The 16,215-nt window shown below is 38.0% G+C and carries 9 protein-coding genes; 2 read left to right on the top strand and 7 right to left on the bottom strand.

The features are described from left to right. Positions 1–85: 85 nt before the first annotated feature. Together C8270_RS07165 and C8270_RS07160 are read right to left on the bottom strand one after the other, a co-directional pair. On the bottom strand, positions 86–1,930 hold the full coding sequence (locus C8270_RS07165; protein ID WP_106496178.1) for an SH3 domain-containing protein: 1,845 nt from the start codon (positions 1,928–1,930) through the stop codon (positions 86–88). A 118-nt stretch (positions 1,931–2,048) separates the two neighbouring features. Next, the gene (locus tag C8270_RS07160; protein ID WP_158701643.1) at positions 2,049–4,196 is read right to left on the bottom strand and encodes a S8 family serine peptidase; all 2,148 of its coding nucleotides are present in this window, start codon (positions 4,194–4,196) and stop codon (positions 2,049–2,051) included. 293 nt (positions 4,197–4,489) lie between these two features. Here C8270_RS07160 and C8270_RS07155 point away from each other — a divergent pair, with 293 nt between their 5' ends. After that, on the top strand, positions 4,490–4,672 hold the full coding sequence (locus tag C8270_RS07155; protein ID WP_106496176.1) for a peptidoglycan-binding domain-containing protein: 183 nt from the start codon (positions 4,490–4,492) through the stop codon (positions 4,670–4,672). Between the two features lie 39 nt (positions 4,673–4,711). On the opposite strand, the gene C8270_RS07150 is transcribed toward C8270_RS07155, so the two are convergent. Together C8270_RS07150 and C8270_RS07145 are read right to left on the bottom strand one after the other, a co-directional pair. Next, positions 4,712–6,103 (bottom strand): S-layer homology domain-containing protein, encoded by a 1,392-nt coding sequence (locus C8270_RS07150; protein ID WP_106496175.1) that lies wholly within the window; start codon positions 6,101–6,103, stop codon positions 4,712–4,714. Positions 6,104–6,324: 221 nt separating this feature from the next. Then, positions 6,325–7,743 carry an S-layer homology domain-containing protein gene (locus C8270_RS07145; RefSeq protein ID WP_106496174.1) on the bottom strand — a complete coding sequence of 473 codons (1,419 nt, stop codon included), beginning with the start codon at positions 7,741–7,743 and terminating at the stop codon, positions 6,325–6,327. Between the two features lie 151 nt (positions 7,744–7,894). Between C8270_RS07145 and C8270_RS07140 the strand changes: the two genes are divergently transcribed. Further along, a complete protein-coding gene (locus C8270_RS07140) occupies positions 7,895–9,622 on the top strand; it encodes a phosphodiester glycosidase family protein (RefSeq protein WP_106496173.1) in 1,728 nt (575 codons plus the stop codon). Between the two features lie 218 nt (positions 9,623–9,840). Here the strand turns inward: C8270_RS07140 and C8270_RS07135 are convergent, their stop codons facing one another. The 3 genes from C8270_RS07135 to C8270_RS07125 all read right to left on the bottom strand — a co-directional run bounded on the left by C8270_RS07135 (position 9,841) and on the right by C8270_RS07125 (position 16,212). Further along, the gene (locus C8270_RS07135; RefSeq protein WP_106496172.1) at positions 9,841–12,213 is read right to left on the bottom strand and encodes an S-layer homology domain-containing protein; all 2,373 of its coding nucleotides are present in this window, start codon (positions 12,211–12,213) and stop codon (positions 9,841–9,843) included. Positions 12,214–12,887: 674 nt separating this feature from the next. After that, the gene (locus C8270_RS07130) at positions 12,888–13,736 is read right to left on the bottom strand and encodes a polysaccharide deacetylase family protein (RefSeq protein ID WP_106496171.1); all 849 of its coding nucleotides are present in this window, start codon (positions 13,734–13,736) and stop codon (positions 12,888–12,890) included. 295 nt (positions 13,737–14,031) lie between these two features. Next, the gene (locus C8270_RS07125) at positions 14,032–16,212 is read right to left on the bottom strand and encodes a 5'-nucleotidase C-terminal domain-containing protein (RefSeq protein ID WP_106496170.1); all 2,181 of its coding nucleotides are present in this window, start codon (positions 16,210–16,212) and stop codon (positions 14,032–14,034) included. Between the last annotated feature and the right edge of the window lie 3 nt (positions 16,213–16,215).

Genomic DNA, 16,215 nt, shown 5'->3' with positions numbered 1-16,215 from the left:
GATTTACTCTAGTCAGTATCTAGCTATTCGAAGTACACAAAAAGATGCAGTCCTTATAAAAGGATCTGCATCTCCATTCTATTTTTTATTTTTCTTTTAGATAGTCACCATGTATCCATGCCTCTTTATCACGGAACAGAACTTTATAGTAACCATCTTTTATGATAAAATTACCATTTTCATCAACGACTCCAGTAACTTCATCATTGTTGTGAACAGACCCAACTGGATCGCTCTCATTTGTTGGTTTGCTCCTTATATACAAGCTGGATGAAACATTAATAACTTTCAACAAAAATGGAGGTTTAATATAATCACCTGAAACCCATCCTGTTTTTCCATCCGCTTTGACCTTGTACCATCCGCCGTTTTCACCCAATATCTCTACCATGGTGCCTTTTGATAAAAGTTTAATCGACGTATATGCTGTAGATGGTGCAATTCTCAAGTTTAAATTATCTGTTGTTTGGCCTTTTGTTCCTTTGCTTGATGTATCGATTGCATATTTTGCTTCACCAGTTGGCTTTGACGAGGCGCCTGGCTGATTTTTATATTTTGGAATCTCAAATGTTAATCCAGGTGTATCAAGTAAATTGTATATCTCGTACATATCATGAATCTTTCGTGCTTGTATTGCTGCCCATTCTACATGTGTTGCATATTGTGGAAAGCCTGGACTATCTGGGTTCCATCTCATTTTATAGAGCGTATCTTGTCCTCTACCAATATAATCATTGGTTATATATTTCGCTCCGCCTGTAATAGCCGCATCTACTGTAAACCATTTTTGCTTATAGGCGTGTTCTGAGCCACATTGCAATGGACAAGAATCATAAGCCTTTATTCCATACATGTTATACGTCTTTTTTTCTGTTACCTTTTTTCCATCTACTTTAGAAACGGAATAACCAGTGGACAGTTTCGATGTACCATTTCCAGTTTCGTGTAGGGCATGCGCCATTAGGTATAGTGGATTTACATTAAACTTCTTTCCCGCTTCTATAAATGTTTTTGCTTTACCTTCTAAACTACCTTTTCCGTTAAGAACCTTTTTGTTTATTTCATCGGCATTAAGTCCTGGAGTATATGATAATAATAGAAATTGAAAAAACTCAGGAGAGCCTTTTGAAAAATTATTTGGATTTGCATAGTATTTAATCAATTCTCTACTTGCCGTAAAATTTCCCGTCCCATCAACTTTTTGGTTCTTTTGTTGATCAATTGCCTTTTGAAAATCAATATTATAAGACGTTGTTCTATATTCAGTTTCTGGCTTTTCAGATTGTTCCGGTTCCTCAGGTTCTAATTCATCCTTATGTAAAGCATTATAAAGGAATGTCGCAAATTGTCCCCTTGTCACTATTTCACTTGGTCTGAAATCATCATATTGATTCGTAATATAATATTGCGCTAGAATTTTCACATTATTCTTGTGAGACGCTGAGACATTTGATAGATTAATACCAGGGTTTGTTCCCTTGTCTTGTAAACCAAAAGCTTTAACAATCGTTGTTGCCATTTGTTCCCGGGTCAAATCAGCTGTTGGATTAAATGAACTATTATTTCCCTTAAAAATGTTCGGTGTAACTGCCGCAATTTGACCAGCATATTCATTGTCCATATTTACATCATCATAATATTTATCCAGGATATCTTCCACATTATTTGGAGTAGTTAAACCAAGTGCGTTGTATAATAACACTGCCCCATGACGGCGTTGTAAATCGTCATTAATGCCAAATGTACCATTATTATACCCATTAATAATTCCTGCCTCAGTCAATTCCATAATTGTTTTATAATGGGATTTCTCCTTTTTCACATCTGAAAATTGATGACTGTATGCTGAAGCAAAAGTTGGAATGACTAAAACGGATGCCGAAACAACCATACCAACTGCTATAGCCTTGTTGCAAAACCTCTTGAGCATAATGCAGCTTTCCCCCTTATTAATCTATTAATCATCTTTTATATTATACTAGCTAGACAATAAAATAAAGGGGAAATGCTACTATTATTGGAAAATAAGGTCAAAAGATGTTCACCCATTACTGTGTTAAATAATTATATAGAAATACAGAGAAATGCTCCCGACTTACTTTGTTCATTGGTTTAAACGTATTATCTGGATATCCTTTTGTAATATTATTTGCCGCAAGTGTATTAATCACATCATGTGCAAAGTGGTCTTTTGGGATATCGGTGAACTCGTCAGTGTACGTACCTTGTAAATGATAAGCTGATACAAGAATCGCCGCCATTTGCCAACGAGTCAGTGAACCATTAGGATTGAATGATCCATCTGTCTTTCCTTTTATAAACCCAAGTTCAACCGCTTTAGCAATAGCTTTATATCCGTATGTGTCTGGTGTAATATCTGTAAATCTAGGGTTTGATGCATTTGTCTTTTCTACCTGAATTCCCATCTCATTTAAGATCATTTGAACCGCTTGAAGTCTTGTTACATATTCTCCTGGTTTAAATGTTCCGTCTGGAAATCCCCTAATAATCCCCTTGTCGGTCAAATAATTAATTTCTTGTTTATAACGGCTAACATCACGGTAATTTACTCCATTATTCGGTTCCTGCTTTTCCGTTTCCACTTTGATCGTAAAAGGCTGTCTTGACCAATGGTTGTAATAATCATATATATTTAATAGATATTCGCCTTTCTTCGCTTGGAACGTGTATTCCTCGTTCTCTCCTACTCCATTCTTATCTATAATTTTCGCTTCTCCATTAGGATCAAATAAAACACCTGTTAAATCTAACGTGTCTGTTGAATTCGAGATCGTTATTGTAACACTCGTATTTCCTTCCACATCAATTTTAAACCAATCTGTATCCATAGGAAAATCTACTTTTTCTTGTTGGGGCTGGTTAATCGTTAGTTTTTCAGCTAGATTTTGTTCATTAGGAGCGTCCTCTTGCCATGATGGTAATGTTAATGAAAGCGAGTTGTATGCATTTACTCTCCCATATCCATCGAATTGATTCCATTCCACTTTCCCATGTGGTTGCGCACCTGATTCAATTGCCCACTCTATTTGATCATTTGACCAATTCGGATGAGCAGCCTTTAATAGACTTGCTATCCCACTTACAATTGGTGCGGAAAAAGAGGTACCATCCCCACTTACATATCCATCAATATATGTACTATAGATCTTTTTACCTGGGGCAGCTAAGTCAATGAATCTCCCATAATTTGAAAAGTCGGTTATAATGTCATCTTTTCCTGTGGCCGAAACACTTATCACCGGTGGATAGGAAGCTGGATAAGAATCCTCATATGAACTATCATTTCCAGCTGCTGCAACTAAAACAATCCCTGCATCATAAGCAGCCCAAATAGCTTCCTCTTCCACTTGACTTCGTTGATATGATCCAAAGCTCATATTGATGACATCCACTCCATTGTCTATAGCGTAATAAATTCCCTCCACTATATTTGATGTAGATAACTCTCCAAGATAATTAGAAACCTTCACAGGAAGAATTTGTGCTTGTAAATCAATGCCAACAACACCGGTTTCATTTGCATTTGCCGCAATCACACCCGATACAAATGTGCCGTGTCCATTATCGTCTATGGGATCATTATCGTCATTTACAAAATCATATCCTCTTAATACCCGACCTTTAAGATCCGGGTGGTTTTTACTTATACCACTATCCAAAACCGCAATCGTAATGTCTGCTGAACCTTTTTCAACATCCCAAGCCTGCTGCAATTGCATTTTGTTCAGATACCATTGACTCTGAAATAAAGGATCCGCTGGGGAATAAGTGGTATCACGTGTGTAATCAGGCTCGGCAAGCACCACACTTGAATCTTCCCTTAGTTCTGTAAGCTTTTTATTAAAATCCATTTCTTCCGGAACCTGGACAACCATGTAATTATGCCCTTCCATTATTGTGCTCACCGGTATCTCTTGAATGTCATAATCATCAGCGGAAAAATGCCCACCTTCTGCAATTTTTACTAGTATTCTTCGTTCATTAATTTGACTAGTAGATACTCTTTTATTCTGTTTAACCGATCTTTTCTCTTTTTTATAATCCTTTCTTAGATCTGTTGTACTTTTCTCGATTTCCACCTGGTCTTTAGATTCGGCAAAAGTGCTGTTTGGCAGAACCAGCAATGTAAGAAGTGTAAAAATAATTCCACTTGCAATTAACCTTTTAAAGGACATTCGTCTCATCTCCTATTCTTATAAGCTAGTTTCCGCCTGAGCAGAAAGAGAATTCTTTATATTATAGAGTATGCTTATTTTACTATTATTATACTAGTATATGAAACCGTGTTAAATAGCGGAACCTATTAAAAATTGTGTAAGTATATGGTAACCATAAACTCGGTTTCATCAGCAACAACTAGTTATAAAAACATCATATATAAGAAAACTACTGCTGTTATTGTTATGATATCGGAGGTTTTTGCAAGCTATCGATTAGAGGAAACAAATCGGGGGTATATTGTTTATGAATCAATGCCACGGGGACTTTTGATAACAAAACAGATACAGCAGTACGCCTATTTCAAGAGCAACATGGTTTGACTGTGGATGGGAATGTCGGACCAAAGACTAGTAATAAACTGTTAGAGGGATTCATCCGTAATGCAGCGGCTGCTAGGATAAGAAAATCGGCCATGCTGAAGCTTGATTGAACCTACCCGGATATACAGCAATGTAAAAAACACCTGGAATTACTCCAGGTGCATTGATTTATATAGAAAACTTGCAAGATGAAGGCGTCTTGTTGGATCATGCGGTGAAAAATATCCATTTGGAAGAACCGTGATACATTTTTGGGCAAGAATCTTGATGTTCACTTGATGGGACTCACTTGCCTTACCTAAATCTTTGACAACGGCATCATCCACTGCTTCCCACTTAAACGTATTTACAAGAACAGTAGCCATTTGTTCACGTGTTAAAACGGAAGCTGGTCTAAATTTACCATCATCGCCATTAAAAATCCCAGCCGCTTTTAATGCTGTCACAGCTTTCACCAAATAGGGATCACCATAGTTCACTGGTATATCTGAAAAAGGTGCGGCCTCAACATGATCCGGAACCTGTAGTCCTAGTGCCTGTACAAGCATTTTGGCTGCTTGAGCACGGTTGATGTTTTCCCTTGGACCAAAATGACCATCTGGGTATCCCTTTACAATATGATGGCTGTATAACCAAAAAGTTTGATCGAAATTCGGATGATTTAGCGGTATGTCCTTAAATATCGGTGATACCGTTTTTGATACAAGTGCTTTAAATTCTTGAAGGCTTGTCTTAGGTGTAATTCCATTACGATTAAGTTGATAAGGATCATCCCATGACTTGATATATCCTTTTTTAATTGTATAGGCCATCGAAAATCCAGCCTTTTTTACAAGCTCCTTACGATCAGCATTGTATTGACCAAACGGATATGCAAATATCAACACATCTCCATACTTCGCCAACTTGTCTCTGGATGTACGAAGATCTTGAAACGCATTCTCAGGTGATTTCAACATAAACCCAGACGTCCCATTGCTAAGAAAATGCATTTGGTTTGTATGGCTTTGCATGTCAAAAACTGGGGATATCGTATCCAACATTTCTTGATTCATATATTGGTTTCTGTCTGGGTCCCAATCGACTCCATAATCCTTATCTGTTCGACCTGTGATAATATTGGCGATACCATGAAGACCATGTTCTTTCATAATCGGATATGCGTATCGATAAACACTACGTAGCCCATCATCAAATTGAATCATGACACTTTTTCGTGGTAGTTGTATTTCCCCCGCCAAGAAATCATTCATTTCAGCAGCAGTCACAGTATGGTAACCATTATCAGCCAAATACTGCATTTGTTCTTTGAAATTTTCCACTGAGATAATGCTAGAGTTATTGAGATACATCTTATTTTCTGCCTTCTTCAAAAGGCCATGGTACATCAAAACAGGGATTTGTGTCGCAGGATCAGAAACATCTCCTTCTGTTATAGCAGAATCCAGATTAATAGATTCTTGAGCAGCATATGTTGTTTGTGCCCCCATTATAAAAAAAGCTATTATAGCTATTCCTAGTAAAAATTTATTATGACGCATGTTCACTTTTCCTCTCTATCCTATTTACCCATACTATTTTACCATAGTTTAATTAATAGTTGGCTAATAATTAGTGGTTTATCTTTTCTTCTTAGAGGGCTTTTTCACATTGTTTGTTTCTTTCTGCCCAGCAGCCCGTATACTTCGCTTTCCGGGGCGGCTGGAGAACCCCTACGAAACTTAAAAAGCTTACCACCACTAATGGGTGATAAGCTTCTAAATTAATAATCTACCATCGTCCGGTAAATAAAGATAGCAAACTGTGACCGTGTAATTGGATCGTTCGGGTTGAAAGGATCTGCTACAGTTACATCATTCGAATAGATTGTATTCACAGCATCCGGATTCCAGATGTTTTCCTGATCCTTAAATGTGTGTATGTCTTCCGGCTGTTTGTAATGTGTATCAAATGCTTCTGTCATCACTTGTGCCATTTGGGAGCGGGTGAAGTACTCTTTAGGTCGTAATTTCCCACCACCGCCAAGGTATTTGTTAAATTCCGCTTCAGCAAGTTGCTCATAATACGGATTGTCTTTTTCAACATCATCTGCGACCATTTGGTAATTTCCTGGTGCAGAAAGTGATAGTATGTTATCCAATATAACAGCAACGTGCTCCCGTTTTAATGAATCACCTGAGCCAAAATCACCATTAGGGTACCCTTGAACATATCCATTCATTGCTGCGAAGGCGAGCGCTGCAGCACGCTTGTCATCCATAGGGTCGTTAAACAGTATCTCCTTGCTTCCTTCGTTTAAATACGCTGATGCCATATAACCTTCTGCTGTAACGCCTTTCACCTTATAGTAGGCAAAGTCATTTCCTGTACTTGATGATTCAACGGGCTCACTTGCTATCGTTAATGGGGTAAATGGCCAAAGTTTACTATTTACCGGGCCATCAATGGAGCCTTCGTGCAAGCTAACCGAACCATCTCGCTTGTCAACATAGACAATATCACCTTTGTCATACATTTGCTGAGAAGGTGTAATTGTTTTTGTCTGATAGTTCTTCCCATCTGGAAATTTCATCGCATTGTTTCCATCGTATCGGATATCAAAAGTTGGAAAAATAAAATGCGCCTTGTCCCAATAGATTAGTGAAGATCCTTCCATGCGGTCATAAACTTTTTCTTGATATGGCCTTTCTTCCCCATGATCCGGTTGGATATTTGGATCATTCGTCTTTGACAGGCCATTATATGCCATGATGGCAAAATACCAATCTTCTAAATTTGTCTTGTCATGATTATTCAGTTTAGGCAAATAGTCAAGATTCCATTTGTTTTCCAATACTTGTGCACCGATCTCAATATTGTATTCCATATCTGTTTTTAATCGATCCGTATCTACTGGAATATCAATTTTTTCCGGTGTCACTTGTAGAATACCAATCCCGCAATCATCTGATATATATGGTGTTCCATCTGAATTGTATTGTTGGTATCCAGTTTCCACATATGCGATTGCTTTTAGAATTTCTGGTGGAATCCCTCTTTCTCGTGCCTCATCGGAAATCAACTGCTTTATTTCGTCCGTAGATGGATTACTAGACTCTGTTTGAGCGTCTGCCAACACACTTTGTGCCGTAATTCCAATGAAACCTAGTATTAAAACTTGCATCACTATTAACTTTCTCATATTAGCCCTCCTTTGATCCTAGTATACTAATTCATGAAATGTTATGTAAGGGGGCAATTTCCCAATCTCCTGTATGCTAGATTTTAGCAAGTATGGAAGTTATAATAGATTTTGTGAACTTATACTAATTTGATTGGGGAGATATTAACTTGTGAGACAGAATAGTAAAAAGATAGTTTTTCGTTTTTTGGCATTTCTATTAGTGACCTTGACAATCTTTACTAGTCTTCCAATAAACACGGAGGCAGCGGTAAAAGATAGCTTTAAGATTTCAGATGGAGCTTCTTATAAGGATATTCGTTCATCAGGAAATGCCGTACGGGTTATGGAGATAAACATTAATGATCCATTCACAGATGTGGAGATCGGTTATCCATCTGTTTTAAATAAACTCCAGCGAACAACTACACAGGCGTTGCAACATCATCAAGATGGACACAAAGTTATCGGAGCGATAAATGGATCGTTTTTCCAATTTAGGAAACCAATGCATCTAGTTTCTGAAAGCGGCCGCTTGGTTCATGCCGGGGAAGTTTCTAATGGAAATGCAAGCTATGTGAATGAGCCAATTGCATTTGGAGTTAATGAAAATGGCAAAGGGATAATTGATCATTATCAATTAGGATTACAATATACACATAATGGTAAGGGCTATTCCATAACAAGCACGAACAAACAGCGTACACCTGATAGCGTTATGTTATATACTTCCGATTTCCCTAGTGACTATACGGATACAAATGAGTACGGAAAAGAAGTTATTGTTTCCCTATCTTCTCACCCTACTCTTAAATTTGGCTCTACATATAAAGGAAAGATAGTAGGAATCCGTGATTATGGAAATACGGAAAAAACAAAAATCCCAAAGAATGGATTTGTCTTATCCGCACATGGCAATGGCTTGGAAAAACTAGCTGACATGGAAGAAGGTGACTCCCTTTCCCTTTCCGTAGATATTGATGACAAATGGGAGGATTCATCATTCATGCTGGCAAGCGGTCCGATGCTTGTCGAGAATGGAAAAGTCTCACTCTCAATGGACCCTAATAGTTTTAGAGCCCGTCAAGTAGCACCAAGGACAGCAGTCGCAGTTGATAAATCAGGTGGCAAAGTATTCTTTGTAACAGTTGATGGACGACAAAAAGGCTACAGTGTTGGAATGAACATGACTGATTTTGCCAAGTATTTGGTCAGCCTTGGTGCTGATCGTGCCTTAAATCTTGATGGAGGAGGCTCCACAACAATGGCTGTCCGCTATCCGGGTAAAGATAAAGTTTCCTTAGCTAATTCTCCATCAGACGGAAGTGAACGAGCTGTCTCGACGATGTTGATGGCTGTATCCACTGCACCCGAACCAATCTACACAGATGTCCGGTCAGGGGACTCCCATTTTGATGGTATTCAATGGCTTACAGAAAAAGGTATTAAAGGATATGAAGATGGATCGTTTGGCGTTGATAAAGAACTAACTCGACCCCATACAGCCATTATGTTTACAAGAGCATTAGATTTACGTATTCCAAATCCTGATAAAGCTGAAAACTATTTTAACGATGTAAAAGCAAATGATCAGTATGCTTCATTTATCGCAGCAGTCGGAGAAGCTGGTGTATTTAAAGGAAGCGGTGGTAAATTTATGCCAAATAAAACACTAACCCGTGAACAAATGGCATCAACGCTCGTCAATGCACTGGATCTTAAAAGTGATGGGAAAAACGTTGACGTGAATCTTGATAATGTTAGCAATACTCACAAAGTAAGTGTTCAAATTCTAGCAGATTTGGGGATTACAAATCAATTGGATAATTTCCGTCCAAAGGAACCTGTAACGCGTGGGCAGTTTGCGACGTTTTTGTATTTGGGGACGGATTTACGGTAATAGATGAATAGCGGGACTATATGAAAGCTAACGATGGTGGGAGACAAAAAATCTACCATTGTTAGCCTTTTGATTTACTCTAAATTATTATTCATTAAATACCTCTATCAATTCATTAAAATCAAAAAAGCCCTGCAGAGATCTCTCCCTACAGGACTTCTTTTTCTTGCCATTTGCCACCCGACTCTATATATCCAAGCTACCAGGGGCTAATTTAATTATTTTTCATCTGTGTTGCTGCTGTCAAGAACTTCCCATGCTTCTACAATAGTAGCAAAGTCATTATTAGTTTTATTTTCATCGGCACGTTTGCTAACTAACGCTTCATAAATTTCAGTTGCCGCTGAAACAGTAACATCACCATTAGCGTAAACTGAAGAATCATTTAGCATATCTACCTTCGAAGTTAACTCCTCACCATACGCAGCTTCTAAATCATCAACAAATAGATTCAATGCTGTCCGCATTTGAGTAGTGCTTGTAACATTATTAATTGATTCCAAATATCCATTATATTCTTCAACTGCTTCAGTTAATGCTGATGAAACCTCTTGTGCTGTTGTAAAAGTATTACGTTCAGAACCATTATTTACCCAGAAAGTTTCAACAACTTCACTACGATTTGTAGTAGGAGTATTAACATATGCATCGTTACCATACTCATTAACAAATGCGGTTACTGCATCGTTAATATTTTCTTTCTTAGCATCATTTAGTTTAGATACTAAGTAACTTTCAGTGAAGTCAGCTTTAATATCTTTCACATTTTTATATGTTTTTTCACCATTAACTTCTAAGAAAAGTTTTTGAGCACTTTCTTGGTCGAATCCTTCTGGAGATTCAAGGTTAGATAATGCTATTTTTAAAGCCTCAGGTGTTTCTGCGTCATTTACAGCATCAATTAAAGATTGAGCTTCTTCAGCATTCACATCATCAATGAATGCTTGTAATTGAGAAACTGAAGTGAATTCAAAATCTTTATTTTGTTTAATTAATTCATCAATTTCATTAATATATGCAGTTTTATTATCATCATCAATGTTTTCTACCTCAAGGATTTCAGCTTTTACTGAATTAAGTAGATTAGTTTCATTCTCTGCATCGTTTACATCAACTAGTGCAGATACTACATCTAGTCTTGTTTGGAAGTCTTTTTCAACTGTATCCTTATCATTACCGCTATCATATTTAGAAAGTAAACCTGATGCATTTTCAACTGCATCATCAGTTAGATCAGCTTCAGCCTTTTCTACAAGATCAGTAACTTTGGCCGAGTTTACCGCATCCACTACTTCTTGGATTTGCGTTTTTGTTTCTGTAGTTTGATTAGAGATTGCATCATAATAATCTAGACCTAGACTTACAGATTCGACACCATCTTCGGCATCATTTAATCCAATAACACGATCAATTCCTAGGTCATTTAAGGCTTTAAATAACTCCAACTCACCTTTTGCATCGTTTACTGCCGCAACTTGTTCAGCTTGTGCCTTTGCAACTTCTTCATTAACTCTGTCTACAGCTGCTTGAATTTGAACTCTTGTAGTTGTGAAGCTAGAGCCAATTTCTTCAACATACTTTACTGCAGAATCTTCATCAATGTCTGTTAAGTTTAATATTGGAGCTTCTAATTTTTCAATAACGTTATTTTCTTCGGCATTGTTCACATCAGAAATAGCGGATGTTAAAGCACTCTCACTGTAATCAACTTCAAATTCTTTTCCATTGATTGAAATTGTACCTTTTTTACCATCTAGGTCAGCAACTTCAACATTGTAAGTACCGTTTTCGTTATCTGTTACGGAAACAACTTCCCAAGCTTCGCCATCTAATGTAACGTCCACAGATGAATTACTAGCTTTTTTAGCTTCTTCAGCATTTTCAGCTGTAACTACAAATGTAGAAGTGTTAATTGCACTTACGCTTTCAACCTCTATATCAGCATCTACTTCATGGTTTTTCACATATTCCTGTGACAAATGTAGCATAGTAGAAAAAGCACCACGTGTAATTCCTTCTTCTGGACGGAAATCTTCTACTTGGTTAGTAATTTCTAGGTTAGCTAACACTTGTACTCTATCAGCATGTGAATCACCAACGCCGTCTAAGTTAACGTCTACGTCAGAAACATCGTATTGATCTAATCCGAATGCAAGAACAAGTACAGTAGCCATTTGTTCACGAGTGATATCTTCATCAGGATTGAATTCACCGTTGCTTCCTTTAAATACGTTTGCTTCTGTTACAGCGGCGATTTCTTCTGCGTATAGGCTGTTTTCATCAACATCGCTATATACATTTAATGCACCAGCAACGTCACTTGGTGTATCAAGGTTCATCGCTTTAGAAAGCATAACTGCTACTTGTTGACGTGTTACGTTATCATATACGCCAAAAGAACCGTCTTCATAACCTTTGATTACACCTTGTTCTGTTAAAGCTTTGATTCCATCATAATGGGAATCTCCTGGGTTAACATCAGTGTAACCGTTAAATTCTGCTGCTGATACAGCAGGTACAACTGCTACAGCGGCTGCTGTTGCTGCCAATGAAGTTGTTGCGAACTTACGATAAGTATTTTTGTTAGACATAAAATTAGTCCTCCTAGTTATATTAACTTGATGTGTGTCTGGATGCTGAGGGCTATCCAATTACCTTACCAAGACTATAATTTTTACTAAATTCATCAAGCGGGAATCCCCCTCGACAACTCAATTATATAGGCAATCTATTGCTATTATCAACCGGAATTTAATAGAATTATAACTAGTTATTGGAAGTGTATCTGGAATTTATCCATAGTCTGTAAAATTAGTAGATATTCTAGTCGAATATGTGGAGTGTTTTATTTGGAAAAACCTGTGGAAAACCTTAGATTATTGGATAATCCCTCTAATCATTTAGTCTATCTATAAGTACATAGGTGGTGCAAATTATTTGTTTCGTATAAAAATTCAAGTTGATTTATGGCCCTAGATCCGCTATTAGTTGGGGGTTACTATACATTTTTGAAATTGGGTTTAACATGTTTCCAATTATTTGAATCATATATTTCATGTCAGTTTTTGGAGAAAGTTTACGTTTCCCCTTTTGAATTCCATCTTTCCCTTAATTTACATATCTATATATTTTATCGACCAAAATAAGAATTACTTTAATGCGAATATAAAGGTAAAAAATGGGTATGAGCATAATGTGCCCTTACCCAGTTAAATATAGCAGAGAAATTTTTTTAAGTTCTTTTTGCCCGATAGTACAAATAGGCTTATTCGGATACCGATGGATTGGCTCCTTCTCCCTTCACAATTTCCTCAAATTTCTCAAGGCTCATATCCGGGGTTATTCCAATCCGATTAAGTTGGTATGGATCATCATTTGGCTTCACATAGCCTTTTTCAGTTGTAAAGGCCATCGTGAAACCCGCTTCCTTCACAAGCTTTACTATATTAGAACTAAATTGACCAAACGGGTATGCCAAAAGTGTTACATCACCGTACTTTGACAATTTTTCCTGTGATGCTTGGAGATCTGCAATCGCATCCTCCTGTGATACGAGTATTAATCTTGACTTCTCGCCTGGATCAAGGAAATGCAATTCATTCGTATGACTCTGTAATTCAAAAACAGAGGAAACCTCATCTAACATCTCCTGATCCATATATTGGTTTCTATCTGGATCCCATTCAGCACCATAATCCATCTCTGTCCTGCTAGTAATAATATTTGCGATACCGCGCAGCTCATATTTCTGCATAATTGGCAGGGCATAACGGTACACGCTACGAAGGCCATCATCAAACTGAATCATGACGCTTTTGGGAGGCAAATTTATTTCCCCCTTCAAAAAGTCATCCATTTCCTTGGCAGTGACCATATGATAATCATGTTCCGCTAAATAGTGCATTTGTTCTTCAAAATTCTCAACCGGAATGATACTTGAGTTGCTTTCGATCGTTTTATTTTCAGCCTCGGTTAGAAGCCCATGATACATTAATACTGGGATCTTTGTCGCTGATTTCGTGACTTCCCCCGATGCAACACAGCCTAACAAAGGCCAGAATATTATACATATAAAGGCAATTACAGCCAATCGTCCTGCAAACCTATTGTTCATGTCAAACCTCTCACTCTATAATTTCCATAAAGATGGGCCACACTTAACCGTAATGATAAAGTGTAGCCCGTCCATTTATGTTATTTTATTTTAACATGAATTGCCCGTTATGTTGAGTATGTTTGACAAAAAGCTTTAAGCAAGACAATAAAACTATACCTCTGTTCAAAAAATGGTGGGCAAGTGGGACGACAATCCTGTCCCCACGTCCCACTAGCAAAGTGCCGCGTGGTGTGGCTTTTCACCTGGGACAACTAACCTGTCCCCATGTCCCGGACGGCAAACCATGTCCCACTTATTTGTTTTGGTCGACAATTCTTCCTTCAATTTCAGTTTCTACTGTGCCTAGATCAACTACGTGTTCTTTTAGGTTTTCCCAGTCGGATAATCCGAGGTCCTGTACGCGTCCGTCTTTGTAAATTTCTTCAAAAACTTCGTATCCATCGCCACCCATTGCTGTAAATGCATTTGTTGCTGCTACATATGTTTGATCAGGATCAATTGGTGTTCCATCTGCAAGTTCCATGCTTACAACGCGTTCACCTGTATCTTTTGAGCTATCATAGGTTAACTTCATGCCGGAGATGTGTAAGAAACCACCAAATTCACTTGGCACATTAGCTACACTATGTTCAAATGCCTGCTGTAATTCTGCTCCCGTTATTTCCATGGTTGCTAGTGTGTTACCGAATGGAAGTACTTCCATGATTTCTCCGTAAGTGATTGGTCCTTCATCAATATTTGTGCGGATACCTCCACCATTTTGTAGAGCGATAATTGTATCACTATTAATTGTTTTTGCCTTTTTCAGCATACCGTCTGTGATCAAGTTACCAAGAGCTGTTTCACTGTTACGCACACTTACATCACCACGTGGATTATCGAAAGGGTGGGCTGCAGTTGCACCAGTTTCCTTTTCCATTGTTTCATCTATTTCATCTTTGTATGGTGCCAATACCTTTTCAGCTTCAGCATCTGGCTCTTGATCATCAATGGATACTAATTCTGCTGCATGGCCAATAATTTTTCCATGGTCATCAAATTTCACATTTAGTGTACCAAGGAAATTGCTATATTGGAATGTATGATCAATTATAGTCGGAGCTTTCTTTTGTCCTGCCGCATCAACTATTACAACTGCCGGTTCATCTAGTTCCGTATGGCTGTGTCCACCAAGAATAACGTCAATGCCATCAACAGCTTTAGCTAAATTGATGTCATTACTGTCAGGATTATCGTTATAGCCGATGTGTGTCACGGCAACAATTTTATCGACACCTTTAGCTTCAAATTCTGTTACCATTTTTTGTGCTGTGGCAACGTAATCATCAAACGTTACATTTAATGGGCTTGAGATATTTTCTGTTTCCTCTGTTGTTAGGCCAAAGATTCCAACCTTTTCTCCATCAACATTTTTGATGATCCCATCGTATATATTACTTTCCTCCGGTTGAGAAGTAACTCCACCTTCATAAAGTGGGCTTAAATTCTCGTCATTGGTAACATTAACGTTTGAGCTAACAATTGGGAAATTAGCTGCATCAATGAATTCAGCTAGCTTTTCGTGATTTCCTTCTTTTTGTCCAAGGTCAAATTCATGGTTTCCGAACGTCATCGCGTCATAGCCCATCAGGTTCATGATAGCCATGTCGGCTTGTCCATAAAATTTGTTGAAGTATAACGTACCTGAGAATACATCGCCAGAATCAAGTAAGAGCGCATTTGGATATGCACTGCGGAAGTTTTTAGCAGCAGTAACACGCTTCGGACCATTGTCCACATGTGCATGTGTATCACTTGTATGCATCAAGTCAAGCTGATCCTTGTCATTCAACTCATCCGCTTTGTTCATTAGCTTATAGAATAATGTGGAAAATGCACCTCTCGTAATGTCTTCATGCGGGCGAAAATCATCCGTTTGATTCGTAATTGCCAAATCTGCTAGAATCTGTACCCGCTCTTTATGGGACTCACCCACATTCTCCAAGTTAATATCTTTTCCATCAATAGCATGGTAGTCTGCTAGATTCTCCGCAAGCAAAATAACAGAGGCAACTTGTTCACGCGTAATCTTTTCATCAGGTGCAAACGATCCATCGCTACCTTTAAAAATTCCCGTCTCTGTAACAGCAGCGATTTGTTTTGCATACAAATGATCGCTGTCCACATCATCATATGATTCCAGAATACTATCCATATCCTCTGGTGGTGTAAGATTAAAAGCTTCATATAATATAACTGCAACTTGTTGACGGTTAATATTCTGCCATTGACCAAATGATCCATCTTCAAAACCTTTTACAATACCATCCTTTGTAAGTGCCATAATTGCATCATAGTGGCTATCACCTTTTGCTACATCTGTATAACCATCTGGCGTTTCAGCCGAAGCAACCGGCACAAATGCCATACTAGCAGCAGCCGCCGCTGTAAGTGTACTCCCAGTAAATTTACCAATGTTCTTCTTACTCTTCATTTT

Origin of the sequence: Lentibacillus sp. Marseille-P4043, from assembly GCF_900258515.1 — a bacterium.
GTDB lineage: Bacteria > Bacillota > Bacilli > Bacillales > Amphibacillaceae > Lentibacillus_C.
This window is presented reverse-complemented; position numbering and strand designations above follow the sequence as displayed.